18 protein-coding genes and 1 pseudogene are annotated in these 23707 nt (G+C 73.4%); 10 read left to right on the forward strand and 9 right to left on the reverse strand.

The annotated features are described in order from the left end of the window. Positions 1 to 8 precede the first annotated feature (8 nt). Positions 9 to 4901, forward strand: a complete 4893-nt coding sequence (locus tag OHQ87_RS19940; protein ID WP_328339980.1) for an SCO7613 C-terminal domain-containing membrane protein — start codon at positions 9 to 11, stop codon at positions 4899 to 4901. Between the two features lie 187 nt (positions 4902 to 5088). On the opposite strand, the gene purE is transcribed toward OHQ87_RS19940, so the two are convergent. The 3 genes from purE to OHQ87_RS19955 form a co-directional block, all read right to left on the reverse strand. Beyond that, the gene (gene purE, locus OHQ87_RS19945; protein ID WP_328339982.1) at positions 5089 to 5580 is read right to left on the reverse strand and encodes a 5-(carboxyamino)imidazole ribonucleotide mutase; all 492 of its coding nucleotides are present in this window, start codon (positions 5578 to 5580) and stop codon (positions 5089 to 5091) included. Then, a complete protein-coding gene (locus tag OHQ87_RS19950; RefSeq protein WP_328339984.1) occupies positions 5577 to 6737 on the reverse strand; it encodes a 5-(carboxyamino)imidazole ribonucleotide synthase in 1161 nt (386 codons plus the stop codon). Before OHQ87_RS19950 ends, purE begins: the two co-directional genes overlap by 4 nt. Positions 6738 to 6805: 68 nt before the next feature. Continuing rightward, complete coding sequence (locus OHQ87_RS19955; protein ID WP_328339986.1) at positions 6806 to 8887, reverse strand: thioredoxin domain-containing protein; 2082 nt, start codon at positions 8885 to 8887, stop codon at positions 6806 to 6808. A 137-nt stretch (positions 8888 to 9024) separates the two neighbouring features. On the opposite strand from OHQ87_RS19955, the gene OHQ87_RS19960 reads away from it, so the two are divergent. Next, on the forward strand, positions 9025 to 10059 hold the full coding sequence (locus OHQ87_RS19960) for a phosphatidylinositol-specific phospholipase C domain-containing protein (RefSeq protein ID WP_328339988.1): 1035 nt from the start codon (positions 9025 to 9027) through the stop codon (positions 10057 to 10059). Between the two features lie 348 nt (positions 10060 to 10407). Here OHQ87_RS19960 and OHQ87_RS19965 read toward each other — a convergent pair whose 3' ends face one another. The 3 genes from OHQ87_RS19965 to mca form a co-directional block, all read right to left on the reverse strand. Further along, a complete protein-coding gene (locus OHQ87_RS19965) occupies positions 10408 to 12837 on the reverse strand; it encodes a putative bifunctional diguanylate cyclase/phosphodiesterase (RefSeq protein ID WP_328348920.1) in 2430 nt (809 codons plus the stop codon). A gap of 287 nt (positions 12838 to 13124) precedes the next feature. Continuing rightward, positions 13125 to 13409 (reverse strand): hypothetical protein, encoded by a 285-nt coding sequence (locus tag OHQ87_RS19970; protein WP_328339990.1) that lies wholly within the window; start codon positions 13407 to 13409, stop codon positions 13125 to 13127. Between the two features lie 49 nt (positions 13410 to 13458). Next, entirely contained in the window at positions 13459 to 14340 is an 882-nt protein-coding gene (gene mca, locus OHQ87_RS19975; RefSeq protein WP_328339992.1) for a mycothiol conjugate amidase Mca, read from the reverse strand. A gap of 179 nt (positions 14341 to 14519) precedes the next feature. On the opposite strand from mca, the gene OHQ87_RS19980 reads away from it, so the two are divergent. Then, entirely contained in the window at positions 14520 to 14954 is a 435-nt protein-coding gene (locus tag OHQ87_RS19980) for a DUF4307 domain-containing protein (protein WP_328339994.1), read from the forward strand. Positions 14955 to 15152: 198 nt separating this feature from the next. After that, positions 15153 to 15653, forward strand: coding sequence for a transcription elongation factor GreA (greA, locus tag OHQ87_RS19985; RefSeq protein WP_328339996.1), 501 nt, complete (start codon positions 15153 to 15155; stop codon positions 15651 to 15653). 147 nt (positions 15654 to 15800) lie between these two features. On the opposite strand, the gene ilvA is transcribed toward greA, so the two are convergent. From ilvA to OHQ87_RS20000, 3 genes are all read right to left on the reverse strand, one after another. Next, positions 15801 to 17021 (reverse strand): threonine ammonia-lyase, encoded by a 1221-nt coding sequence (gene ilvA / locus OHQ87_RS19990; RefSeq protein ID WP_328339998.1) that lies wholly within the window; start codon positions 17019 to 17021, stop codon positions 15801 to 15803. An 82-nt stretch (positions 17022 to 17103) separates the two neighbouring features. Beyond that, a complete protein-coding gene (locus tag OHQ87_RS19995) occupies positions 17104 to 18513 on the reverse strand; it encodes an amidase (protein WP_328340000.1) in 1410 nt (469 codons plus the stop codon). A 17-nt stretch (positions 18514 to 18530) separates the two neighbouring features. Next, positions 18531 to 19670, reverse strand: a complete 1140-nt coding sequence (locus tag OHQ87_RS20000; protein ID WP_328340002.1) for a cystathionine gamma-synthase — start codon at positions 19668 to 19670, stop codon at positions 18531 to 18533. A gap of 85 nt (positions 19671 to 19755) precedes the next feature. On the opposite strand from OHQ87_RS20000, the gene OHQ87_RS20005 reads away from it, so the two are divergent. The 6 genes and pseudogenes from OHQ87_RS20005 (at position 19756) to OHQ87_RS20030 (ending at position 23705) form a co-directional block, all read left to right on the forward strand. Continuing rightward, positions 19756 to 20169, forward strand: a complete 414-nt coding sequence (locus OHQ87_RS20005) for an HIT family protein (RefSeq protein ID WP_328340004.1) — start codon at positions 19756 to 19758, stop codon at positions 20167 to 20169. A 109-nt stretch (positions 20170 to 20278) separates the two neighbouring features. Next, entirely contained in the window at positions 20279 to 20938 is a 660-nt protein-coding gene (msrA, locus tag OHQ87_RS20010; protein WP_328340006.1) for a peptide-methionine (S)-S-oxide reductase MsrA, read from the forward strand. 88 nt (positions 20939 to 21026) lie between these two features. Further along, entirely contained in the window at positions 21027 to 21311 is a 285-nt protein-coding gene (locus OHQ87_RS20015) for a type II toxin-antitoxin system Phd/YefM family antitoxin (RefSeq protein ID WP_328340008.1), read from the forward strand. After that, entirely contained in the window at positions 21308 to 21598 is a 291-nt protein-coding gene (locus OHQ87_RS20020; protein ID WP_328340010.1) for a type II toxin-antitoxin system RelE family toxin, read from the forward strand. Before OHQ87_RS20015 ends, OHQ87_RS20020 begins: the two co-directional genes overlap by 4 nt. Before the next feature lie 37 nt (positions 21599 to 21635). After that, positions 21636 to 21716 (forward strand): annotated as a pseudogene (locus OHQ87_RS20025) (peptide-methionine (S)-S-oxide reductase MsrA); the annotation flags it as partial. 198 nt (positions 21717 to 21914) lie between these two features. Further along, positions 21915 to 23705 (forward strand): N-acetylglutaminylglutamine amidotransferase, encoded by a 1791-nt coding sequence (locus OHQ87_RS20030; protein ID WP_328340012.1) that lies wholly within the window; start codon positions 21915 to 21917, stop codon positions 23703 to 23705. Positions 23706 to 23707 lie beyond the last annotated feature (2 nt).

Raw genomic sequence — 23707 nt, forward strand, 5'->3', positions numbered from 1 at the left:
GGGATGTCGTGGAGAGCTTCCAGTGCTCCTCGTGCGGGCGGCAGATCAAGCCGGCGGCCCGCTGCCCCAACTGTGGGGCCGAGCAGTCGCAGTGGCGCGAGCACCTGGCCGGGATCGAACGCTCCATCGCCGAGATGAAGGCCCGCGAGGCCGAGATCGCCCGGGAGCAGCGACAGATCGCCGCCAAGATGCAGGCCGCCCTCTTCCAGCGGGACACCCTCGCCCACGCCGGCGAGGAACGCATCAAGCAGGCCACCCGGCCACGCCGGGTGCTCCGCCGCAAGGCGGGCCGCCGACCACCGACCGCCGCCACCGGAGCGCCACCCAAGGTGCCCCGGCAGGGCACCACCGCCGGCCCGGACGAGCCGCCGCTCCCACCGCCCTACCGGACGGCCACCTGGCTCGGCGCAGACAACCCGGAGCATCCGGCGGAGGCCTCCTCCCGGGAGGTGCAGAACATCCCGCTCGGGTTGGGCGCGCTGGTGCTGGCGGTGGCCGCGGTGGTCTTCGCCGCCGTCGCGACCAGCTCGATGGACGCCCTGGCCCGGCTCGGCATCCTGCTCATCGCCACCGTCCTGCTGCTGCTCGCCCCACCGGTGCTCGCCAAGCGGGGGCTGACCTCCACCGCCGAGACGATCGCCACGGTCGGTCTGCTGCTGGTGCCGCTGGCCGGGTACGCGCTGTGGGCGGTGGACCGGATCGGCGCCTCCGGGGCGGTCTTCTCCGGGATGATCTTCGCGTTGACCACCGGGGTCGCCCTCGCCTACGCGGTCGGCACCGGTCTGCGGTCCCCCCGGTTCGCGGCGGTGCTGGCCGCCCAGCCCGTGGTGCCGTTGCTCGCCCACGGCTGGATCAGCGGCCCGACCGGCTGGGCGGTGGTGTTCACCCTCGTGGCCGTGCTCGACCTCGGGCTGGTCCGCTCCGGCATCATGCGGGAACGACAGGCCCGACCGGAACCCGCCGCCCCCGGTCCCGCCACGCCGCCCCGGCAGCGGGTCGCCCCGGACGGCCGGCCGGAGGGGGATCCCGAGGAGTCGGCCGAGGTGCTCGACGGCACGGCGGCCACCCCGAGCGGCGCGCACCGGCCGGTGCCCGGGCTACCCGAGACGACCTGGCTGCTGCACGGGGTGGCGGTGGCGCTCGCCCTGGCGTACGCGGTCACCGCCCTGCTGCGGGTGCAGACCGTACCGGCGGCCACCGGGGCGGGTGCGGCGCTGCTGCTGGCCGCGGTGGTGGCCCTGGCCGGCACCCTGCTGCTGCGCCGCCCACCGCTGCCGGACGTGGGCGCCGGCATCCTCACCCTGGCCGCGATCGGCGCGCTGGGGCGGATCGCCGCGGTGGCCTTCCCCGGCCGGGCGCTGCTGTTGATCGCCGTGGTCATCACGCTGACCGGGCTGGCCGTGCGGGCCGTACCGGAAGCCGCCCGACGCGGGCCGCAGCTCGCCTCGGCCGCGGCGCTGACCGTCAGCGGCCTGGTGGTGGCCGGCGGTGCGCTGCGGGCCGGGCTGGCACCGGTGCAGGCGGCGCTGCCGGCCTGGCGGGCCGACCTGGCCCGGTTCCCCGCCGAGGTGACGGCCGCGGCCGGGCCGTCCGCCGGGCAGCTCGCCGCCAGCGCCCTGCTGCTCACCATCGCGGCGGTGCTGGCCCTGCCGCCCGAGATCCGCCGCGAGTTCGCGGTGGTCGGCGCGGGGCTGACCGCGCTGGCCGTACCCGCTTCGTTGGGCCTGGGCTGGGTGGCGGCACCCTGGCCGATGGTGCTGTCGGCGGTCGCGATCGGCGTCGCCGGGATCTCCGCCGGTACGACGCGGGCGGCCCTGGTGCACGCCGGCACCGCCACCGCCGTCGGGTTCGTCGGGGCCGGCGCCGCGCTGAGCCGACCGGCGGTGACCGCCGCCGCCCTGGCCGTACTGATGCTGGCGGGCGTGCTGGTGGCGCTCGCGCCCCGGGTGCGGATCGCCCCGGCCGCCGCCGACGTCGTCTCCGGGTGGGCGGCCGGTGGGGCGGCGTTCGCGCTGCCGGGCGCGGTCGCCGCATTCGTCGCGGCCACCGAGCCGTCCGGGCCGGTGCTCACCCCGGCGGTGCTGCGGGAGCTGACGGTGCCGATCCTGGCGGCGAGCTTCCTCGCCGTCTGCGTCACCCTCGGCTACGCGGCGATGATGCAGGTGTCGCAGCGACACCTGACCCTGCCGCACGCCGTCGGCACCGGGCTTGGCGCGTTGGCGGTGATCGGGGCCGCCTTCTTCGCCCCGGGCCGGACCGCCGCCGACCTCTGGCTCGGTGTGCTCGTGCTGATCGCCACCCTGCTGCTGCTCTTCGCCGGCCGGATCGACGCCGGCCGGCGCTCCGACCTCGCGCTGGACGGCGCCGACCTGGCCGCCGCCGCCGTCACCACGGCACTGATCGCCACCCTGGTCCGGATCACGGCGGTGATCTCCCCCGGCGGGCAGCTCGCGGTCGCCGCCGTGCTGGTGCTGGTGGTCGCCGTCGCCGCCCGGGCGATGCCCGAGGAGTGGCGGCGGGGGCCGGTGCTCGGCATCGCCGTCGGCGCCGCCCTGATCGGGGTGCTGGCCGGCTGGTCGGCGCTGCGCGGCGGGGTGGGTGTGCTGGCCACCCCGGGACCGCTCTGGGCCGGTGACCTCACCGGTTGGCCGGCCGCGCCGACCGGCGGCTCCACCTGGCAGGCCCCCGTCGCGTTGGCGCTGCTCGCGCTGGCCGCCGCGATCCTGCTCCCACCCCCCTGGAAGTACGACGTGGCGGGCGTCGGGGTGGTGCTGGCCACCATCGGCGTGCCGGCCGCCTTCGACCTGCCCTGGTGGTCGCCCGTCCTGGTGGGGCTGACCGTCGCCACCGGCTTCGGGATGGCCGCCGTGGCCTCCGCCGACCCGCGTGCCGGGCTGTCCCGGGCCGCCGTGGCCGGGGTGGTCGCGCTGCACGCCGCCGGGGCCGGGCTGGTGCGCCCGTGGACCACCGCGCTCGCCCTGGGCGGTATCGCGCTGATCGGCCTGACCGTGGCGGCGGTGGCCCGTTCCCTCGCCCCCTCGCTGGTGGAGGACGTCGAGACCGAGGGGATGCCGCCGCACCTGGTGCAGATCGGCGGGGCGGCGACGGCTGCCGCGCTGCTCGCGCTCCCCGGTGCGGTGGCCGCCCTGGCCGCCGAGTTCGGCCACTCCGCGCAGGTGTTGCTGACCGCCGCGTTGGCCGCGTCCAGCTTCGGGCTGGCCGCCGTGGCCGCCGTCCGCCGCCAGGTCCCGCAGTATCTGCCGTACGCGAGCGCGGCGATCACCGGCGGCGCCACCGTCAGCGCGGTGGCCGCCATCTTCGTCGACCTCCCGTCCGGGGTGTTCGCCGCCGCAGCGGCGCTACTCGGTGTCCTCGCCGAACTGGTCCGGGCGGCGACCGTACCGCCGGTCGGCTCCGCCCAACCGATGCGCCGCTGGGAGGTACTGCTGGACGGGGCACTGCGCCGGCTGCCTGACGACGGCACACAACGGCGCTGGCGGATCAGTCCCGCCGCCGGGGCGCTGGCCGCGGCGGCCGTGCCCACCGTGCTGGCCCTGGTCTCCCTCGCGCCGCTGCTCTTCGTGGCGCTGGTCGAGCCGTACCGGATGCTCGCCCACGTCTGGCAGGGCCCACCGCCGCAGCTGCGTACCGCACCGCCGGAGCTGGTCGACCCGACGCACGTGCTCACCGCTCTGCTGCTCACCGGCACCGCCGCGCTGGCCGCCACCGGTCTCAGTGGTGGACGTCGGTCCCGGGCGGTGCCGGTGGTGCTGCCCGGCCTGGCGGTGACGCTGCTGATCACGCCGATCGCCCTGGGTATGGCCTGGCCGGAGAACGCGTTGGCCGCCCTCGCCGTGTTCACCATCTCGATGCTGGGGCTCGCGTTGACCCCGCCGCCGCCGCTCGCCGAGCGGGCCCGGTCGCTGCGGCTGGCCCGGGTGCTGGTCTTCGCCATCGGGCTGGCCGGCGGCGGTGCCGGGCTGGCCGGCAGCCTGGCCAGCCGGGGACTGACCCTGTTCACCCTGGGCGGCGCGGTCGCCGTCGGGGTGATCGCCGCACTCTTCGGCACCACCGCACGGGCCCGCATCCTCGGTTGGCTGTTCGCCTCGCTGACGGCGCAACTCTTCGTGCTCACCGTCGGTCTGGTGGCCGGGTTCGCCGCCGTCTGGTCGGCGTTCGGGGTGCTCGCCGTAGGTGCGGTGTTGCAGGTCCTCGCCGCGACGCTGCCCCGGCTGCGCCGCCCCGAGGCGCAACGGGAGGCCGCCACGGTCGAGTGGAGCGGGTACGCCGCCGCACTCATCGCACTGGCCCTGGCGTTCGACTCCCCCCGCCACATCGCCGCCCTGCTCGCCGCCTGGGGTGCCGTACTCGGAGTCGCCGCCGCCCGGCCGGGACGGCGACCGGTGGAGCGGCGGATCCTCTTCTGGGCGGTGGTCGGCTGCGAGATCGTCGCCTGGTGGATCCTGATGCGGGTCGCCGACGTGGCGCTGCCGGAGGCGTACACGTTGCCGTTCGCGGCGCTCGCCCTGCTGGTCGGCCTCCTGGAGCTGCGCCAGCGCCCCGACCTTTCCAGCTGGGTGGCGTACGGCCCGGCGCTGGTCGCGGCGTTCGTGCCGACCCTGGCGATCGTGCTGGCCACCGACTCCAGCATGCTGCGCCAGGTGCTGCTGCTGCTCGGCGCGGTGGCGGTGCTGGTGTTCGGCTCGACCAGCCGGCAGCAGGCCCCGGTCATCGTCGGCGCGGCGGTGACAGCGATCGCAGCGGTGCACGCCCTGTTCAGCCTCGGGCCGTGGCTGATGCTCATTCCGGTCGGCCTGGTGCTGCTGGTGCTCGGGGCGAGCAACGAACGTCGCCGCCGTACCCAGGACAGGTTGCAGATGGCGCTGCGCGCGATGAGATAGATCGGAGGGTCACGGCGGGGTCGGACCGGGTCGGGCCGAGTCCGCCGGGTGGACGCGGGCGTTGACGCCCTGGGCCGGGTGGTCGCGGGGTGGATTGAGCGGATCGGGTGGCCCGGGTTCCTGCGCTTGATGAGGGCGGTGCAGGGGGGTACGACGGCACGAGGGGGAGTAGCGGGCGGGGTGGCGGTCAGCCGAGGGAGGCGCGGAGGGCGGCGTCCTTCTCGGCGACCAGGGCCTCGAGGGCGTTCTGGAAGGCGGTCATCCGCTTGAGCAGCGCCGGGTCGGCAGCGCCCAGGATGCGGACCGCGAGCAGGCCGGCGTTGCGGGCGTTGCCGATCGACACGGTGGCCACCGGAATACCGGCCGGCATCTGCACGATGGACAGCAACGAGTCCATCCCGTCCAGGTGCTTCAGCGGGACAGGTACACCGATCACCGGCAACGGGGTGACCGAGGCGACCATGCCGGGCAGCGCGGCGGCACCACCCGCCCCGGCGATGATCACCTTGAGCCCCCGGTCGACGGCGTCCCGGCCGTACTCGATCATCTTGACCGGGGTGCGGTGTGCGGAGATCACCGCCACCTCGTAGGGCACCTCGAACTCGTCGAGCGTCTCGGCGGCGGCCTTCATCACCGGCCAGTCCGAGTCGCTGCCCATGATCAGCCCGACGGTGCTCACGCGTGCCCCTCCCGCAGCCAACGGGCGGCCCGTGCAGCCCGCTCCCGTACGTCGTCCAGGTCGTTCCCGAGCACCGTGACGTGCCCGATCTTGCGGCCCGGTCGGACCTGCTTGCCGTACAGGTGGACCCGGGCGCCCGGTTCGGCGGCGAAGAGGTGGTGCAACCGCTCGTCGATGGAGATCCCGCCCGGCTCACCACCGAGCACGTTCGCCATCACCACCACCGGGGCGGTCAACGAGGTGTCCCCCATCGGGTAGTCGAGCACCGCCCGCAGGTGCTGCTCGAACTGCGAGGTACGGGCCCCCTCGATGGTCCAGTGCCCGGAGTTGTGCGGGCGCATCGCCAGCTCGTTGACGACCAGCCCGGCATCGGTCTGGAACAGCTCCACCGCCAGCAGGCCGACCACACCGAGCGCGGTGGCCAGGTCGATGGCGAGCTGCTGGGCGGCGACGGCCAATTCCTCCGGCAGACCCGGCGCGGGGGCCAGCACCTCGATGCAGATCCCGTCCCGCTGCACCGTCTCCACCACCGGGTAGGCGGCGACCTGCCCGAACGGCGAACGGGCCACCTGCACGGCCAGCTCCCGGCGCAGCGCGACCCGCTCCTCGACGATCAGCGAAGTGCCGCCGGCGAGCAGGGTGGCGGCCAGCTCGGCGGCCTGCCCGGCATCGTCGACCAGCCACACACCACGCCCGTCGTAACCACCCCGGGCCGCCTTGAGCACCACCGGCCAGCCCTGCTCCGCGCCGAAGGCGAGCAGGTCCGCCGGGTCGTCCACCGGCCGCCACGCGGGGTTGGGGGCACCGAGCGCACCGAGCCGTTCCCGCATGACCCGCTTGTCCTGAGCGTGCAGCAGCGCGTCGGCCGGCGGGAAGAGCTTCACCCCCTCGGCGGCGAGGGCCCGGATGTGCTCGGTCGGGACGTGCTCATGGTCGAAGGTGACCACGTCGCAGCCCTTGGCGAAGGTACGCAGCGCGGCGAGGTCGGTATGGTCGCCGTACTGCACGTCGGCGGCGACGAGCGCGGCGCCGTCGTCGGGGGCGAGTGCCAGCACGCGCAGTGACTGGCCGATGGCGATGGCGGCCTGGTGGGTCATCCGGGCCAGTTGGCCGCCACCCACCATGCCGACGACGGGCAGACCGGTACGGGAATCCATAGCGCCGCCAGCCTAACCGGGCCGACCCGCCGACCCACCCGAGGGCCACCCACGCCAGACGGACCGGCTCAGGTGAGCTGGGCGATCAGGTCGTCGACCGAGGTCACCGGCCGCTGGCAGACGAAACCCCGGCAGACGTACGCGGTGGGCCGCCCGTCGACCAACGGCCGGTCGGCGAGCAGCGGCACACCGGGCTGGTCGGGCCGGCCGGCGACCACCACCGCGCCGGGCGGGGCGTGCCGGTGCGCGGCGGCGACCAGCGGGTCCCCGGCCGGGTCGTCGGTGACCACCGCGATCTCGTACGGCCCGGAGAGCAGCGCCTCGCCGGTGGCCGCCGCGTACCCGGTGAACCGGGCGTGCCGGCCGACGATCGGCGCGACGGTCGACAGGGCCGCCTCGGCCACCTCCCGGTAGCGGGTCTCCCCGCTCAACGCCGCGTACGCGGTCAGCGCCGCCACGATCGCCGACCGGCCCGACGGGGTGGCGTTGTCGGTCGGGTCGGCCGGTCGGGCGACCAGTCGTTCGGCGTCGTCGGCGGTGTCGTAGAAGCCTCCGTCCGGGGCGGCGAACCGGGCCAGTGCGACGTCCAGCAGGCCCCCGGCCAGCTCCAGCCAGCGGCCCTCGCCAGTGAGCTGGTGCAGCGCGCAGAACGCCTCGGCCACGCAGCCGTAGTCCTCCAGCACGCCGGCCGGCTCGCCGACCGTCTTGTCGCGGGAGGCCCGCCGCAGCCGGCCGTCGACCAGGTGTACGCCTGCCAGGTGTTCGGCGGCGTCCCGCAGCGCCCCGTCGGCGACGATGGCGACCCCGTCCATCAGGTTGGCGTCCTCGTCGTCGGGGGCCACCCGGATCGCGGCGACCTGGACGAACTCGACGAGCGCGGTGATCGCCAGGCCGTTCCAGGCGGCCACCACCTTGTCGTCGCGGGCCGGTTGGGGACGGGTGTCCCGGGCGGCCAGCAGCCGGCCCACCACGCTGCGCCAGCGGTCCCGGATCGCCGGGTCGGCGTCGTCGACGTCCCGGGCCAGCCGCAGCACGCTCGTGCCGGACCCCGCTGCGTCCGCCGCGCCGTCCTGAGCGGCGGCGGAACGCGGCTCGAAGGTGCCCTCCTCGGTGACGTCGAACAGGTCGGCGGCCCACCGGCCGTCCTCCTCGCCGAGCGCCTCGACGAGCTGGGCCGGGGTCCAGGCGTAGGTGAGGCCCTCCACCCCGTCGGTGTCGGCGTCGAGCGCGGAGGCGAACCCGTCCCCGGGGCGGTGGAGCTCGTCGGCGAGGAACCGGGCGGTGTCGCGGGCCACCCGACGGGCCAGCCGGTCGCCGGTGAGCCGCCACAGGTGGGTGTAGACCCGCAGCAGCAGGGCGTTGTCGTAGAGCATCTTCTCGAAGTGCGGCACCGTCCAGTGGGCGTCCACCGAGTACCTGGCGAACCCGCCGGCGAGCTGGTCGTACAGGCCGCCCCGGGCCATCGCCTCGGCGGTGTGCCGGACGATCTCCAGGCTTTGCGCCGAACCGGTGCGCCGGTGGTGCCGGAGCAGGAAGAGCAGGTTCATGTGCGGCGGGAACTTCGGCGCGCCGCCGAAACCGCCGTTCGTCTCGTCGTACTCGCGGGCCAGTTGGTCGGCGGCGACGTCGAGCAGTTCGGCGGTGAGCGGGGCGGTGGGTCCGCCGACGGCCTGGGCGCCGCCGATCGCCTCGACCACGGCGGCGCCCTGCCGCAGTACGGCCTCCCGCTGCTCCCGCCACGCGGTGCCGACCGATTCCAGCAGCCGGACGAAGTTGGGCTTCGGGAAGTACGTGCCACAGAAGAACGGGGTGCCGTCGGGCGTGGCGAAGACCGTCATCGGCCAACCGCCCTGGCCGGTCATCGCCTGGGTGGCGGTCATGTAGACGGCGTCGACGTCGGGCCGTTCCTCGCGGTCCACCTTGATCGCCACGAAGCCGGCGTTGACCAGTGCGCCGACCGTTTCGTCCTCGAACGACTCGTGGGCCATCACGTGGCACCAGTGGCAGGCGGAGTAGCCGACCGAGATGAGCACCGGGACGTCCCGCCGTCGGGCCTCGGCGAACGCCTCGTCGCACCACGGCCACCAGTCGACCGGGTTGTCGGCGTGCTGGAGCAGGTACGGCGAGGTGGCCTGGGCGAGTCGGTTCACCCGACGACCCTACCCAGCCCCGGTCGCACCCGCCGGGGCAACCGTCCCGCCGAAATCGGGTCTTCCCCCGTTCACATTCATCGACTTTGATCTGTGCGGGTGCGGTGAACGGCACCGGCCCGCGAGGAGGTACCCCCATGCGCGGTTCCCGTCTCCTGTCGGCGCTCACGTCGGTCGCGGTGGTCGCGGCGGTGTTCAGCACCGCCGCACCCGCCTCGGCCGCGGTGGACCCCGGCACCCGGGTCTCGGCGACCACCGTGGTCGGCACGCACAACGCGTACGAACGCGGGACGTACAGCTACCTGGCGCAGGCGCTCGACGCCCGCCCCGGCCTGATCGAGCTGGACGTCTGGCCGGACATCATCACCAAGCAGTGGCGGGTCAGCCACTCCAACCCGCTGGGCAACGACAACAACTGCGTCGCCGCCACCACCCCCGCGCAGCTCTACACCGGCACCCGCAACAAGAACCTGGAGAACTGCCTGGACGACATCCGGCTCTGGTTCGACGCCCACCCCGACGCCGGCCCGCTCCAACTCAAACTGGAGCTGAAGACCGGCTTCAGCAGCCGTACCGGGCAGGGGCCGGTGCAGCTCGACGCCGTGCTCGCCGCCCGGCTCGGCAGCCGGGTGTTCCGCCCCGCCGACCTGCGCGGCGGGTACGCCACCCTGGACGCCGCCGCCCGCGCGAACGCCTGGCCGACCCGGGGGCAGCTCGCCGGGAAGGTGATCGTCGAGCTGATCCCCGGCACCGTCGAGGAGGGCAACCCCACCGACACCCTGTGGACCGACATCGAGTACGCCCAGCACCTGGTCGGCCTGGCGGCGGCCGGCACCCTCGGCCAGGCGCAGGCGTTCCCCGCGGTGCACCGGGCCCAGTCCGGCGACCCGCGCAGCCGGTACGCCGACACCGGCCTGCGCCCGTGGTTCGTCCTCTTCGACGGCGACGCCAGCGCGTACGTCACCGGCGGGATCGACACCTCCTGGTACGACACCAACCACTACCTGCTGGTGATGACCGACGCGCAGAACGTCCCCCCGGCAGTCGGCAACACCGACCAGGCTGCCGCCCGCGCCCGCCTCGCCCAACTCGCCGCCGCCCACGCCAGCGTCGCCTCCGCCGACTGGGCCGCGATGCCGGCGGTCGTCGCCGAGGTCCTCCCCCGCGGCTGACCCCACCCCCACCCCTCGCACCTTCGCACCCTCGCCCACCCCGGCGGACCCTGCTCGCAATGTCGCCGATGTAGCGGTATCCGGTCGGCCGGATACCGCTACATCGCCCCCCGGGACGCGGACCACGTCGTGCCGCACCACCGCGCCGGCCCCCGCGCTCACCGCGCTCACCGCGCTCACCGCGCTCACCGCGCTCACCGCGCTCACCGCGCTCACCGCGCTCACCGCTGGATCGTGCCGGATCCACGATGTAGTGGCCTCGGGGCCCTCCGGCACCACTACATCGTGGATCCAGCACGATGTCGCCTCGCTCCTGACGTCGCCGCACGCCTGGGGCGGGGCGGTGGTTCAGGAGGCGCCGTCGGCGCGGAGGGGGAAGACGTTCGACTCGGCGGAGTCCCGCAGCGAGCCGAGCACCGCGCCGATCTTGTCGGCCGGCATCGGCTTGAAGAAGTGGTAGCCCTGGGCGGCGGTGCAGCCCAGCTCGGCCAGGGCGGCCCGCTGTTCGGCCGTCTCCACCCCCTCGGCGACCACCCGCAGCCCCAACTCGTGGGCGAGACCGACAGTCGCCCGGACGATCGCCGCCGCCTCCGGCGAGTCGGCCATCCGGATCACGAAGGAGCGGTCCACCTTCAGCTCGTCCACCGCGATCCGGGTCACGAACGACAGCGACGAGAACCCGGTGCCGAAGTCGTCGACAGCCAACTGGACGCCCATCGTGCGCAGGGTGGCCAGCACCTCGTCGATCACCTCCAGCTCGCTCATCATCACCGTCTCGGTGATCTCCAGGACCAGCTTGTGCGGCGGCACCTGGTGCCGGCGCAGCGCGTCGGCGATCTCCGCCGGCAGTCGGGGGTCGAGCAGGCTGCGCGCCGAGAGGTTCACCGAGATCGGCACGTCCAGCCCGTCCCGGGCCCACGCGGCGGCCACCGAAAGCGCCTTGTCCAGCACGTACCGGGTGAAGGTGCCGAGCTGCTCGCTGTGCTCCACCGGGCGGATGAAGTCGGCCGGGCCGAGCCAGCCCCGCCGGGGATGCTGCCAGCGGATCAGCGCCTCCACCCCGGTCGGGGCACCGGTGGCCAGGTCGACCGCGGGTTGCAGGGCCAGCACCAGCTGGTCGTCGGCCTGCAACGCCTCCCGCAGCTCGGCCAGCAGGGCCAACTGGTCGGTGCTGGCGGCGTCCCGGGTGCTGTCGTACGCGGCGACGCTGCCGCCGCCCTCCTTTGCCTGGTACATGGCGATGTCGGCCCGGCGCAGCAGCTCGGTCAGGTCGGCGGTGCCCGCCCCGGCCACCACCACCCCCACCGAGACCTCGACCGACATCCGCACCCCGGCCACCTCGGTCGGTGCGGCCAGCCGCTCGGCGATCTCCCGGGCCTGCCGCAGCGCGTACGCCATCGGGGCGGTCCGGTCGCCGATCACCGGGACCGACGTCAGCAGCAGGGCGAACTCGTCGCCGCCGAGCCGGGCGAGCAGGTCACCGGGGCGGGCCAGGGTGCCCAGCCGGTTGCCGGTGAGCCGCAGCAACTGGTCGCCGGCGGCGTGCCCGAGCGTGTCGTTGACCTCTTTGAACTGGTCGATGTCGAGCAGCAGCAGGGCCACCGGGTGGTCGTGGGCGAGCTGCCGCAGCGCCTGGTCGCCCTTGGTCAGCATGGCCGTCCGGTTGACCAGCCCGGTCAGCGCGTCGTGCACCGCGTCGTACGACGAGCGGGCGCTGACCAGCCGCAGCTCCCGGTGGGTCGCCGCGTCGTGCAGGGCCGCGGCCAACGCGTCGGAGTAGGCCGCCAGCGCGTCCCGTTCCCGGTCGTTCGGCGGCCCGGAGGCGGGGAACCGGACCCGCAACTGTCCGACCTGGACGTCGCCGACGACGAGCGGCCGGGCCAGTTCGCAGGCGTCCGGGGTCGCCCCGCCGGGCGGCCCGGCCTCCCGGTCCCGCACCTGACCCGAGGAGTCCCCCCGGTAACGCCGCCAGCGGCCGTCGCCCCGGGCCACGTCGACGTCCACCAGCTCGGCGCCGAACAGGGTCAGCGCGCCGGTCACCGCGGCGGTGGCCACCCCCCGCTCGTCGAGCTGGTTGAGGGCGGCGGTCGCCTCGGCGAACGCCCGCCAGGTGCGCTGTTCCTGGTCGGCGCGGAGCCGGTGCCGGTAGGTCTGCTGGAGCAACCAGAGCAGCGGTGGCAGCAGCAAAAGCCAGCGTGGGTCGATCTCCAGCAGCGCCACCACGACCAGGCCGACCACCACGTTGCCGACGAACATCAACACCTTGCCGCGCAGCGCGACGAGCAGCGGCGGGCCGACCGCCGCGCCGTGCCGCAGGGCCAGGGTGACCCCGCCCAGCCCGGCGGTGGTGAACAGGTAGGTGACCGCACCGACGACGAGGGCGGGTACGAGCGTCGGGGTGGGACCGGCCAACAGCGGCGCACCGAACGCGGTGGCGACGGCGACGGCGAGCGCGGTGGCCGCCGTCAACGAGGTGGCGATCCGCAACAGCTCCACCGGGGTACGCCGGTCGGCGGCCAGCGACATGGCCGTCCAGGCTGCGCCGGTGCCGAGCAGCGCGGCCGCCGGTAACCAGCCGGCCGGGGCCAGGTAGAGGCAGACGATCAGCGCGGCCTCGCCCCAGGTGATGCTCACCATGCCGGTGGCGGTGCGGAACCTCAGCCGGGCGAGTTGGGACACCGCGAACACCGCGACGGCGATGCCGAACCGGCCGGCTGGCGGGAGCGGGTCGTCGGGCGGCAGGGCGGTCGGCAGGCGCAGGCCGATCACCACCGCCATCAACGCGGTCAACGTCACGGCGGCGGTGAGGACGCGCACCCGCGGCGGGGCGTGCGAAGGCGTCGGCCCGTCGTCGGATGCGCCGGTCCGGCCGGAGGTCACCGCCCGGCTCCGTCCGCGGGGCCGTCGGCGGCGCGACGGACGAACGCGGCTGCGACGGTCATGGCACCCCCTCCCGCGCACGGCTCAGGGACTTTCGTCCCCCCGGCGGAAGGCTAAGCCAATCCGGTTGGCCGCAACAGGGGGCGACGCCCTGGATCGGCGTGATTCACGCGCCGGCTACCCGTTCAGGGCTGCTGGTGGCCGCTGGGCAGGTTCGTACGTGATTCCTGCCCGGGCGTCCCGTCCGACGGACCGGTGGCCGACGAATCGGTCCGATCGGTCCCGGCCGGGCCACCCTGCTCGGGGAACCGCTCAGGCAGCCGGCGCAGCCGGGAGTTCATGTTGCGGATCAGCAGGACGGTGGCGGTGCCGAGGAGCACGATGAGGAAGAGGCCCATCGGCCCGGCCAGACCGCCCGTGCGGGTGTCCCCGAAGTTGTTCTCCGCGAGCACCTGGACAGCGTTCAGCATGGTGTTTCTCCGATGTGCGGTGGAATCTCAGCGTAGCCCCGGCCGCCGGTCATCCGGCATGGGCTGCTTCCCGTACCCCGGCGAAGAGGTCGGATTCCGGCAGCGGGGACTCGACCATCGAGCGGGCCAACTGGAAATCCTCGGTGGGCCAGGAGTGCTGCTGGAGCTCCATCGGCATCTGGAACCAGAAGCCGTCCGGGTCGACCTGGGTGGCGTGGGCGCGCAGCGCGTCGTCGCGGACCGGGAAGTATTCCGCGCACTCCACCCGGGTGGTGATCCGCGAACCCTTGTCCGGCCGCTCGTCCCAGCGCTTGAGCCAGTCCTCGTACGGCGAGGGGATACCGGCCGCCAGCGCGCCCTCGTGCAGGGCCAGGAGCTTGCCCTTGGAGAAGCCGATGTCGTAGTAGAGCTTCAACGGCTGCCAGGGGGCGCCCAACTCCGGGTGGCGGGTCGGGTCGCCCGCCGCCTCGAAGGCGGCCATGCTGATCTTGTGGCACATGATGTGGTCGGGGTGCGGGTAGCCACCCTCCTCGTCGTAGGTGGTGACCACGTGCGGGCGGAACTCCCGCATCAGCTTCACCAGCGGCCCGGCCGCCACCTCGACGTCCTGCAGGGCGAAGCACCCCTCGGGCAGCGGCGGTAGCGGGTCGCCCTCGGGCAGGCCGGAGTCGACGAAGCCCAACCAGGCCTGCTCGACGCCGAGGATCGCCCGCGCGGCGTCCATCTCGGCCCGGCGGATCTCGCCGATGTTGGCCCACACGTCGGGGCGGTCCAACTTGGGATTGAGCACGCTGCCCCGTTCACCCCCGGTGCACGTCACGACCAGCACGTCCACCCCCTCGGCGACGTACTTCGCCATGGTGGCGGCGCCCTTGCTGGACTCGTCGTCCGGGTGTGCGTGCACGGCCATGAGCCGCAGCTTCTCTGCCAACGTGGGCGCTCCTCGTCTGTGCCCGCCGGCGACCCGGTCCGGGCCGCTCGCCTGACCTGCCACGGTGACCTGTCGGCGCGGCTGCCGACCTGCCGAACCACGCTCGGCCCCGGGCTGGGAAGATGGACCCTGTCATTCTTGCCGATGCCGCCGACAACAACGCCAGGAGATGCCCGCCGGTGACCGAGACGCACGCCACAGTTCCCTCGGCCGCGCCGGTCTTCCCGCCCGGCCGGTACGGTCGCCGACGGGAGCCCGAGCGCCGGCGACCGGTGCTGCGCTGGCTGCTGGGGGCCGTGCTGGTCGCCGGGCTGGTCCTCGCCGCGACGCAGCTCTACCAGCGCTACGGCGACCCGGAATACAAGCCCGAGGTGATCACCTACACCGACGTCAGCGACACCGGCGTACTCGTCGAGTTCCGGGTGACCGTGCCCGCGGGCGGTTCGGCGGTGTGTCTGGCGCGGGCCCGCTCGCACGACGGGGCCGAGGTGGGCCACGAGGAGGTCACCGTGACCGCGGCCCCCGGCCAGCGGCACGTCACCACCCGGCACCGGGTCACCACCACCGAACGCCCGTTCATCGGCGAGGTGGTCCGCTGCCGCCCCGCAGGCTGAGTCGCCGGCCGCGGCAGCGGGAGCGGGCTGGCAGCGGGAGCGGGCTGGCAGCGGGAGCCGGCTGGGTTGAGTCGCCGGGCGGGCAGCGGAAGCCGCTGCCGTCCCCCGACCGGGTGATCGACGACGCCCGCAAGTGCGGGCCACTGGTAGGTTGGTAAGTCACCTGTCAGCCAGTCCGCACATCCGAGGAGTACGCCTGTGTCCATCAATGACAACAAGGCGCCCGCCACCTGGCTGTCCCAGGACGCGCACGACCGCCTCCAGGCCGAGCTCGACGAGTTGATCGCCAACCGCGTGGTCATCGCCGCCGAGATCAACGCCCGGCGGGAAGAGGGCGACCTGCGGGAGAACGGTGGCTACCACGCGGCCCGCGAGGAGCAGGGCAAGGCCGAGGGCCGGATTCTCTACCTCAAGGAGCTGCTGCGTACCGCCCAGGTCGGCGAGGCGCCGACCGCCGACGTGGTGTCGCCGGGCATGGTCGTGACGATCTACTTCGACGACGACGAGGACGACACCGAGACGTTCCTGCTCGGGTCGCGGGAGATCGCCGCCACCACCGAATTGACGGTCTACAGCCCGGAGGCGGCGCTCGGCCAGGCCATCCTGGGCGGTCGTCCCGGTCAGGCCTGCACCTACACCGCGCCCAGCGGCGCGGACATCAAGGTGACCATCGTCAGCTTCGAGCCCTTCTCCGGCTGAGCCGCGACGCCGCCGGGTCCACGCGACCCGGCGGCGACCGGCGCGGACGACCGGGGCCGGGCGGACCCGGGAACCAGCGAGGTGCCGGCCAGGGCCGGGCGGACCCGGGAGACCCACCGAGGTGCCGGCCGGAGCCGGGCGCGGGTGTCACGCCTCGGCGGTGAAGACCACCTGGTAGCCGCTGGCCCGCAGGGCGCTGATCAGGGTGTCGGAATGCTCCACGCCCCGGGTCTCCACCGACAGCGCCACCTCCACCTCGCCGAGGCGCAGGTGCGGGTTGGCCCGCTGGTGCTCCACGTCGACCACGTTCGCCCGGTGCCCCGCGATCTCGGTGAGCAGCGACGCGAGCTGACCGGGCCGGTCCGTGCAGCGTACGGTGACCCGCAGGTAACGGCCGGCGGCGGCGAGACCGTGTTCGATCACCCGCATCATCAGCAGCGGGTCGATGTTGCCGCCGGAGAGCACCGCCACCGTCGGGGTCCGCACCTCCACGGCACCGGCGAGCAGCGCCGCCACCCCTACCGCGCCGGCCGGCTCGACCACCTGTTTGCCCCGTTCCAGCAGCATCAGCAGCGCTCGGGAGATGTCCTCCTCGGTGACGGTCACCATATCGTCGACCAGCTTGCGGACGTGACTGAAGGTGATCTCCCCCGGCCGGCCTACCGCGATGCCGTCGGCGATGGTGGCGAACGCCGGTAGCCGGATCGGCTCACCTGCCGCCAGCGAGGGCGGGAACGCGGCGGCGCTGGCCGCCTGGACGCCGATGATCCGGACGTCGGGCCGCAGCGCCTTCGCGGCCACCGCCATTCCGGAGATCAGACCGCCGCCGCCGACCCCGGTGATGATCGTCCGCACCTCGGGGCACTGTTCGAGGATCTCCAGCGCGACAGTGCCCTGGCCGGCGATCACGTCCGGGTGGTCGAACGGGTGGATGAACACCGCTCCGGTGCGTTCGGCGAAGGTCTGCGCGGCCACCAGCGACTCGTCCACGGTGTTGCCGACCAGTTCGATCCGGGCACCGTACCCCTTGGTGGCGGCCACCTTCGGCAGCGGCGCGTTGACCGGCATGAAGACGGTGGCGTGGGTGCCGACCAGGCCGGCGGCGAGCGCCACCCCCTGGGCGTGGTTGCCGGCGCTGGCCGCGACCACCCCCCGGTCCCGCTCCTGCGCCGACAGCCGGGAGATCCGCACGTACGCGCCGCGCACCTTGTACGACCCGGCGCGTTGCAGGTTCTCGCACTTGAGCCACACCGGCCCGGCGAGCGCCGCGCTCAACGGCCGGCAGGGCTCCAGCGGGGTGGTCCGGGTGACCCCGGCGAGCAACTCCCGCGCGGCCCGTACGTCGGCGAGGTCGACCAGTTCCGTCATGCCCCGATCGTGCCACCCGACCTCGGCCCCGACGGCGGCGACACCGCCCGCCACCAGCGGCGACGGCTCGCTCACAGTGTGGTCAGGTGACGGCCGGAGAGGCCGTGTCGACCCGGGGATAGCCGGGGGCGTGCCGGGTCCACGGGGCCTGCATCTCGAACTGGCCGGCGACGCCGAGCAGCAGCAGCTCCGAGCCGGGCGGGCCGATCAGCTGCGCGGCGACCGGCAGGCCGTCCGGCCGGCGACCCACCGGCACCACGATCGACGGCAGGCCGGCGACGTTCCACGGCGCGGCGAACGGGGCGTACCGGATGTTGGTCTTCATGTTCGCCAGCCAGGACCGGCCGGACCAGGCGGTGGCCTCCGGCGGCGGCCCGGCCAGCGCCGGGGTGAGCAGCAGGTCGACCCCGTGGTCGGCGAAGAAGCCGATGGACCGCTCCCGCCAGGCGGCCCGGTCGGCCTCCCGCACGTACCCCCGGCGTTGCGCCCACTCCCCCAGCGCGACGTGCCGGCGGCTACGTCGTTGCAGGCTGCGCCGGTCGATGCCGGCGGCCCGCACGTCGGACGCGGCGGCGGCGAACCAGGTGGCGATGCCCTGGAGGCCGAGCGCGGTCGGATAGACCGGATCGGCGGGTACGGTGTCGTGCCCGGCGGCGGCGAGCAACCGGCCGGCGGCGGCCACCGCGTCCCGGTTGGGCGCGTCCGGGGACACGCCGCGCACCGGCGAACGGAGTGACACGCCGACGCGGAGCCGCTGCGGCGGGACCAGCTTGTCGGGGCGACGCCCGGCGAGCACCTGGAAGCCGACGGCGGCGTCGGCGACCGTGGTGGTCAGCACGCCGTGCTCGGTAAGCCCGAACCAGTCCTCCGCACCGAGCTGGCAAGGGACCACGCCCCGACCGGGCTTGAGCCCTACCAGGCCGCAGCAGGCCGCCGGGATGCGGATCGACCCGAGCCCGTCGTTGCCGTGCGCGATCGGCACCAGGCCGGCCGCGACCGCGGCGGCGGCCCCGCCCGAGGACCCCCCGGGGGTGTACCGGGTGTCCCACGGGTTGCGGGTGACGGCGGTCGCGTCGTCGGTGATCGCCCAGAGCCCCAGCTCCGGCATCCGGCTCACCCCGAGGATCACCGCCCCCGCACCGCGCAACCGGCGCACCACCTCGTGGTCGGCCTCCGCCACGGCGGTCCGGGCGGCGACCGAACCGTTCCAGGTGGGCAGCCCGGCGACCGGGGTGTTCTCCTTGACCGCGACCGGCACCCCGGCGAGCGGCAGGTTCGCCAGTTCCTCCTGCTCGTCGACCTTCTCCGCCTCGGTGATCGCCTCACCGGCGCGGACCACCCGGAACGCGGCGAGGGCGGCGTCGACCCGACCGATGTGGTCGAGGTGGTCGGCGACGACCTGGGTGGCGGAGACGTCGCCCCGGCGTACGCCCCGGGCGATCTGCTTGGCGGTCGCCCCCACCCAGGTCGGCATGATGTCCTGCACGGCCACCTCTTCCCAGCCCGCGGTCAGCCCAGCGCCTGCTCCAGATCGGCGAGCAGGTCGTCGACCGTCTCGATGCCGACAGACAGTCGCACGAGATCGCCGGGAACTTCAAGCGGCGAGCCGGCAGCACTTGCGTGTGTCATCCGGCCCGGGTGCTCGATCAGGGACTCCACCCCGCCGAGGGACTCGGCGAGGACGAACAACCGGGCCCGGTTGCAGATCTGCACGGCGTGCTCCTCGCCACCGGCGGCCCGGAAGGAGATCATGCCGCCGAACCGGCGCATCTGCTTGGCGGCCACCTCGTGCCCGGCGTGCGACGGCAGGCCCGGGTAGATCACCTGGGCGACCTTGGCATGCCCGTCGAGGAAGGCGGCGATCCGCTCGGCGTTGTCGCAGTGCCTGTCCATCCGTACCCCGAGGGTCTTGATGCCGCGCAGGGTGAGCCAGGCGTCGAACGGCCCGTTGATCGCGCCCATCGCGTTCTGGTGGTAGCGCAGCTCGTCGCCGAGCGCCTGGTCGGCGACGACCAGCGCACCACCGACCACGTCGGAGTGGCCGCCGACGTACTTGGTGGTGGAGTGCACCACCACGTCCGCGCCGTGCGCGAGCGGCTGCTGGAGGTACGGCGAGGCGAAGGTGTTGTCGACCGCCAGCAGCGCCCCGGCGTCGTGCGCGACCGCCGCCAGGGTGGCGATGTCGGCGATGCCGAGCAGCGGGTTCGTCGGCGTCTCGATCCAGACGATCTTCGTGTTGGGGCGGATCGCCGCCCGGACCGCGTCGACGTCGGAGACCTTCGCCGGGCTGTAGTCCAGGCCCCAGCGCTCGGCGACCCGGGCGAAGAGCCGGTACGTGCCGCCGTACGCGTCGTCCGGGATCACCACGTGGTCGCCCGGCTTGCACACCGCCCGCAGCAGGGTGTCCTCGGCGGCCAGGCCGCTGGCGAAGGCGAGCCCGACCCGGCCACCCTCCAGCGCGGCCAGGCACTCCTGGAGCGCGTCCCGGGTGGGGTTGCCGGAGCGGCTGTACTCGTAGCCCTGCCGGGGCGCACCGACGGCGTCCTGGGCGTACGTGCTGGTCTGGTAGATCGGTGGGATCACCGCGCCGGTCCGGGCCTCCGGGTCCTGGCCGGCGTGGATGGCGAGCGTCTCGAAGCCGTGACTCATCCCCGAGACGTTAGTCGGCCGCGCCGTCCCGTCGCCGGCAACCCGGACGGGACCGCCCCGCGCGGGGCGGCATTACGCTGCGCGGGTGAGCGGGTGTGTGTTCTGCGGGATCGTGGCCGGGGAGGTGCCGGCGTTCCGGGTGGCCGACGAGCCGGACGGGGTGGCGTTCCTGGACACCCGGCCGGTCTTCAAGGGGCACGTCCTGGTGGTGCCGCGCGCCCACCTGGTCACCCTGACCGACCTGCCGGCGGCGGACCTGCCCGGCTACTTCGGCCTGGTGCAACGCCTGGCGGTCGCCGTGGAATCCGGTCTGGGGGCCGGTGGAACGTTCGTGGCGATGAACAACCGGGTGTCCCAGTCGGTGGCCCACCTGCACACCCACGTGGTGCCGAGGACCAGGGGCGACGGCCTGCGCGGCTTCTTCTGGCCGCGTACCCGCTACGCCGACGACGCGGAGGCGGATTCCTACGCCGGCCGGGTCGCCACCGCCCTGTCCTGAGCCACGCCGACATCCGGGGGCCGCAGCGGGCGAGCGACGCAGTCCAGCGGGTAAGGAAGCCGGGCCCGCCGGTGTTGCAGGCGGGGAGAGGTACGAGAGGAGTTCCACCGTGTTCCTTCGCCGCATGAAGGCCGAGATGATCAGCCCCGACCAGGCCCTGCCCGGCCGCCCGATCGCGTTGCCGATCGGTGACCGGCACGAGGTCCTGCCGTCGTCGCTGAAGGGCCCGTTCCCGGAGGGTGCCCAGGTCGCCGTCTTCGGCATGGGTTGCTTCTGGGGTGCCGAGCGACTGTTCTGGACGCTGCCGGGGGTGCTCACCACGTCGGCCGGTTACGCGGGCGGCTACACCGCCAACCCGACGTACGAGGAGGTCTGCTCGGGGATGACCGGGCACGCCGAGGTGGTCCAGGTGGTCTACGACCCGGCGTTGATCGGCTACGAGGACCTGCTCAAGGTGTTCTGGGAGAACCACGACCCGACCCAGGGGCTGCGCCAGGGCAACGACGTCGGCAGCCAGTACCGCTCGACGATCTACACCACCACCGACGGACAACTGGCCACCGCGCAGGCGTCCCGGGACGCGTTCGCACCGATCGTGGCGCGGGCCGGCAAGGGTGAGATCACCACCGAGATCGCCCCGCTGGGCGACTACTTCTTCGCCGAGGACTACCACCAGCAGTACCTCGCCCCGACGAAGAACCCAGGTGGTTATTGCAACCATGGCCCCAATGGCATGACTTGCCCGATTGGTGTAGCCAAGACCAACTAGCCACCACAGGCCGCCGGGCCTCACGGCCCGGTGGCCTCGGCCGAAATTTGGTACAGACTTCACGCCAGAAACTACCTATACTTCGAGCATGACTGTCGTGCCGTTCACCGATGCCCGCAACCGCCTTTCGGAACTCATCGACGAGGTGGCCTCGACCCATGAGCGGATAGAGATCACCAGGCACGGCCACGCCGCCGCTGTGCTCATTTCCGCCGACGACCTCGCCGCGTTGGAAGAGACCCTGGAGGTTCTCTCCAGCGCCGAGGCCATGCGGCAACTTGGTGAATCCAAGGCCGCCGTCGAAGCCGGCGACGTCCTCGACGCCGACGAGCTCGCAGCGCTGATGGCAAAGCGATCGAAGCAGGCAAGGTGACCGGTCCGAGCCCCGGCCGCTACCGACTTCAGGTCACCGGCCCGGCCGCTCGCGCCTTGGCCGGACGACTACCAGCGAAGATCTCCACGGCCGTCTACGAGTTCATCACCACCGCTCTCCTCGACAACCCGCATCGCGTGGGCAAACGACTTCTTCTGCCGCCGTTCGAAGGCACCTGGTCGGCCAGGCGCGGCACGTACCGCGTCCTCTACCAGATCGACGAGGACGACCGCGTCGTGACCGTGACGGCAATCGAACACCGCGCCGACGCTTACCGGTCGCGTTGATTCAAGGCGGAAATCAGTAGTGCACCGTTCGCCAGGATCGAAGAACCCGAACGGCTACTGCAACCACGGACCGAACGGGCTGAGCTGCCCGGTCGGGGTGGCGCGTACGGCCGGCTGACCCGGAGCGCCACGGCCGGGTCTGCGGTGTTCGTCACACCGTGGGCCCGGCGCATTCGCGGCATCCGTCACCGGGCGGGCAGGAACCGAGCCCGTGACAGCCAACCACCGTCCGTGACGGCGCATCGTAGCAAGCTGTCACACGTTCGTCATCGTCTCAACAGGCGAACTGCAACAAGCTCTGGCAGCATTGGCTGGCATGTGCGGACTTGCGGGAGAGTTCCGCCGTGACGGTTCCCGTGCCGATGTGTCGGCGGTGGAACGCATGGCGGCCACGATGAGTGACCGGGGGCCCGACGACAGTGGGGTCTGGTCCCAGGGGGCGGTCGCCCTCGGGCACCGCCGCTTGAAGATCATCGACCTCTCCGCCGCCAGCGGACAACCGCTCGTCGACCCGGCCGCCGGGCTCACCGGCGTGTTCAACGGCTGCATCTACAACTACCGCGAGCTGCGCCAGGAGTTGCTGGCCTTGGGGCACCGCTTCTTCTCCTCCGGCGACAGCGAGGTGGTGCTCAAGGCGTACGCCGAGTGGGGGCTCGACTTCGTCGACCACCTGATCGGCATGTTCGCCGTCGCGATCACCGAGCGGGACACCGGCCGCCTCGTGCTGGCCCGGGACCGGCTCGGCATCAAGCCGCTCTACCTGGCCGAGACGCCGGGCGTGGTGCGCTTCGCCAGCACCCTGCCCGCCCTGCTGGCCGGTGGCGGGATCGACACCACGATCGACCCGGTGGCGCTGGCCCACTACCTCAGCTTCCACAGCATCGTGCCGCCGCCGCGTACCATCCTGCGCGGCGTCGCCAAGCTGCCCCCGGCCACCGTACGGGTCTACGAGCCGGACGGCCGCACCCACGAGCACGTCTACTGGGACCCGTCGTTCACCCGGGACGCGTCCCGCGCCGACTGGTCGGAGCGGGACTGGCAGGACGCCCTGCTGGAGTCGTTGACCACCGCGGTCCGCCGCCGGATGGTCGCCGACGTCCCGGTGGGCGTGCTGCTCTCCGGTGGCCTGGACTCCAGCCTGGTGGTGGCGCTGCTGGCCGGCGAGGGGCAGACCCGTTCCGGGCTGTCCACCTTCTCCATCGGCTTCGACGCGGTCGGCGGCCGGGAGGGCGACGAGTTCGTCTACTCCGACCTGGTGGCGAAGACCTTCGGCACCGACCACCACCAGCTCAAGGTGGCCGCCGGTGATCTGGTGCCGCCGCTGGAGGCGGCCGTGGCCGCGATGAGCGAGCCGATGGTCAGCCACGACTGCGTCGCCTTCTATCTGCTCAGCCAGGAGGTGTCGAAGCACGTCAAGGTGGTCCAGTCCGGCCAGGGCGCGGACGAGATCCTCGGCGGCTACCACTGGTACCCGCCGCTGGCCGGCATCGACCGGGAGCAGGCGCTCGACACGTACGCCAAGGCGTTCTTCGACCGGGACGCGGCCGGGCTGGCCCGGGTGCTCGACCCGGTGTGGCTGGCCGACGGCGACCCGGCGCGCGAGTTCGTGGCCGCCCACCTGGGCCGGGCCGGGGCGCAGACCGCCGTCGACGCCGGCCTGCGGATCGACACCCAGATCATGCTCACCGACGACCCGGTGAAGCGGGTCGACAACATGACCATGGCGCACGGCCTGGAGGCCCGGGTGCCGTTCCTCGACCACGAGTTCGTGGAGCTGGCGGCGAGCTGCCCGCCCGAGCTGAAGCTGGCACAGGGCGGCAAGGGCGTGCTCAAGGAGATCGGCCGCCGGGTCCTGCCGCACGAGGTGATCGACCGCCCCAAGGGCTACTTCCCGGTCCCCGGCCTGACCCACCTGGAGGGCAAGCTCCTCGACCGGGTCCGCGACGCGCTCGACGCACCGCAGGCCCGCCGCCGTGGCCTGTTCCGCGCCGACTACGTCGATGCGCTGCTCGCCGATCCGAACGCCGAACTCACCCCGTTGAACGGAAACAAACTGTGGCAACTGGGACTCCTGGAAATGTGGCTCCAGAGCCACGGAATCGACTGACC

The sequence above is a fragment of the Micromonospora sp. NBC_00421 genome, from assembly GCF_036017915.1.
Lineage (GTDB): Bacteria > Actinomycetota > Actinomycetes > Mycobacteriales > Micromonosporaceae > Micromonospora.

Excerpts from the sequence above, each read along its gene's own strand:
- OHQ87_RS19950 (WP_328339984.1), bottom strand. The coding sequence starts at position 6,737 with ATGGATTCCCGTACCGGTCTGCCCGTCGTCGGCATGGTGGGTGGCGGC.
- OHQ87_RS19960 (WP_328339988.1), top strand. The coding sequence starts at position 9,025 with ATGCGCGGTTCCCGTCTCCTGTCGGCGCTCACGTCGGTCGCGGTGGTC.
- OHQ87_RS19965 (WP_328348920.1), bottom strand. The coding sequence starts at position 12,837 with ATGGCGGTGGTGATCGGCCTGCGCCTGCCGACCGCCCTGCCGCCCGAC.
- OHQ87_RS19970 (WP_328339990.1), bottom strand. The coding sequence starts at position 13,409 with ATGCTGAACGCTGTCCAGGTGCTCGCGGAGAACAACTTCGGGGACACC.
- ilvA (WP_328339998.1), bottom strand. The coding sequence starts at position 17,021 with ATGACGGAACTGGTCGACCTCGCCGACGTACGGGCCGCGCGGGAGTTG.
- OHQ87_RS20000 (WP_328340002.1), bottom strand. The coding sequence starts at position 19,670 with ATGAGTCACGGCTTCGAGACGCTCGCCATCCACGCCGGCCAGGACCCG.
- OHQ87_RS20015 (WP_328340008.1), top strand. The coding sequence starts at position 21,027 with ATGACTGTCGTGCCGTTCACCGATGCCCGCAACCGCCTTTCGGAACTC.
- OHQ87_RS20030 (WP_328340012.1), top strand. The coding sequence starts at position 21,915 with ATGTGCGGACTTGCGGGAGAGTTCCGCCGTGACGGTTCCCGTGCCGAT.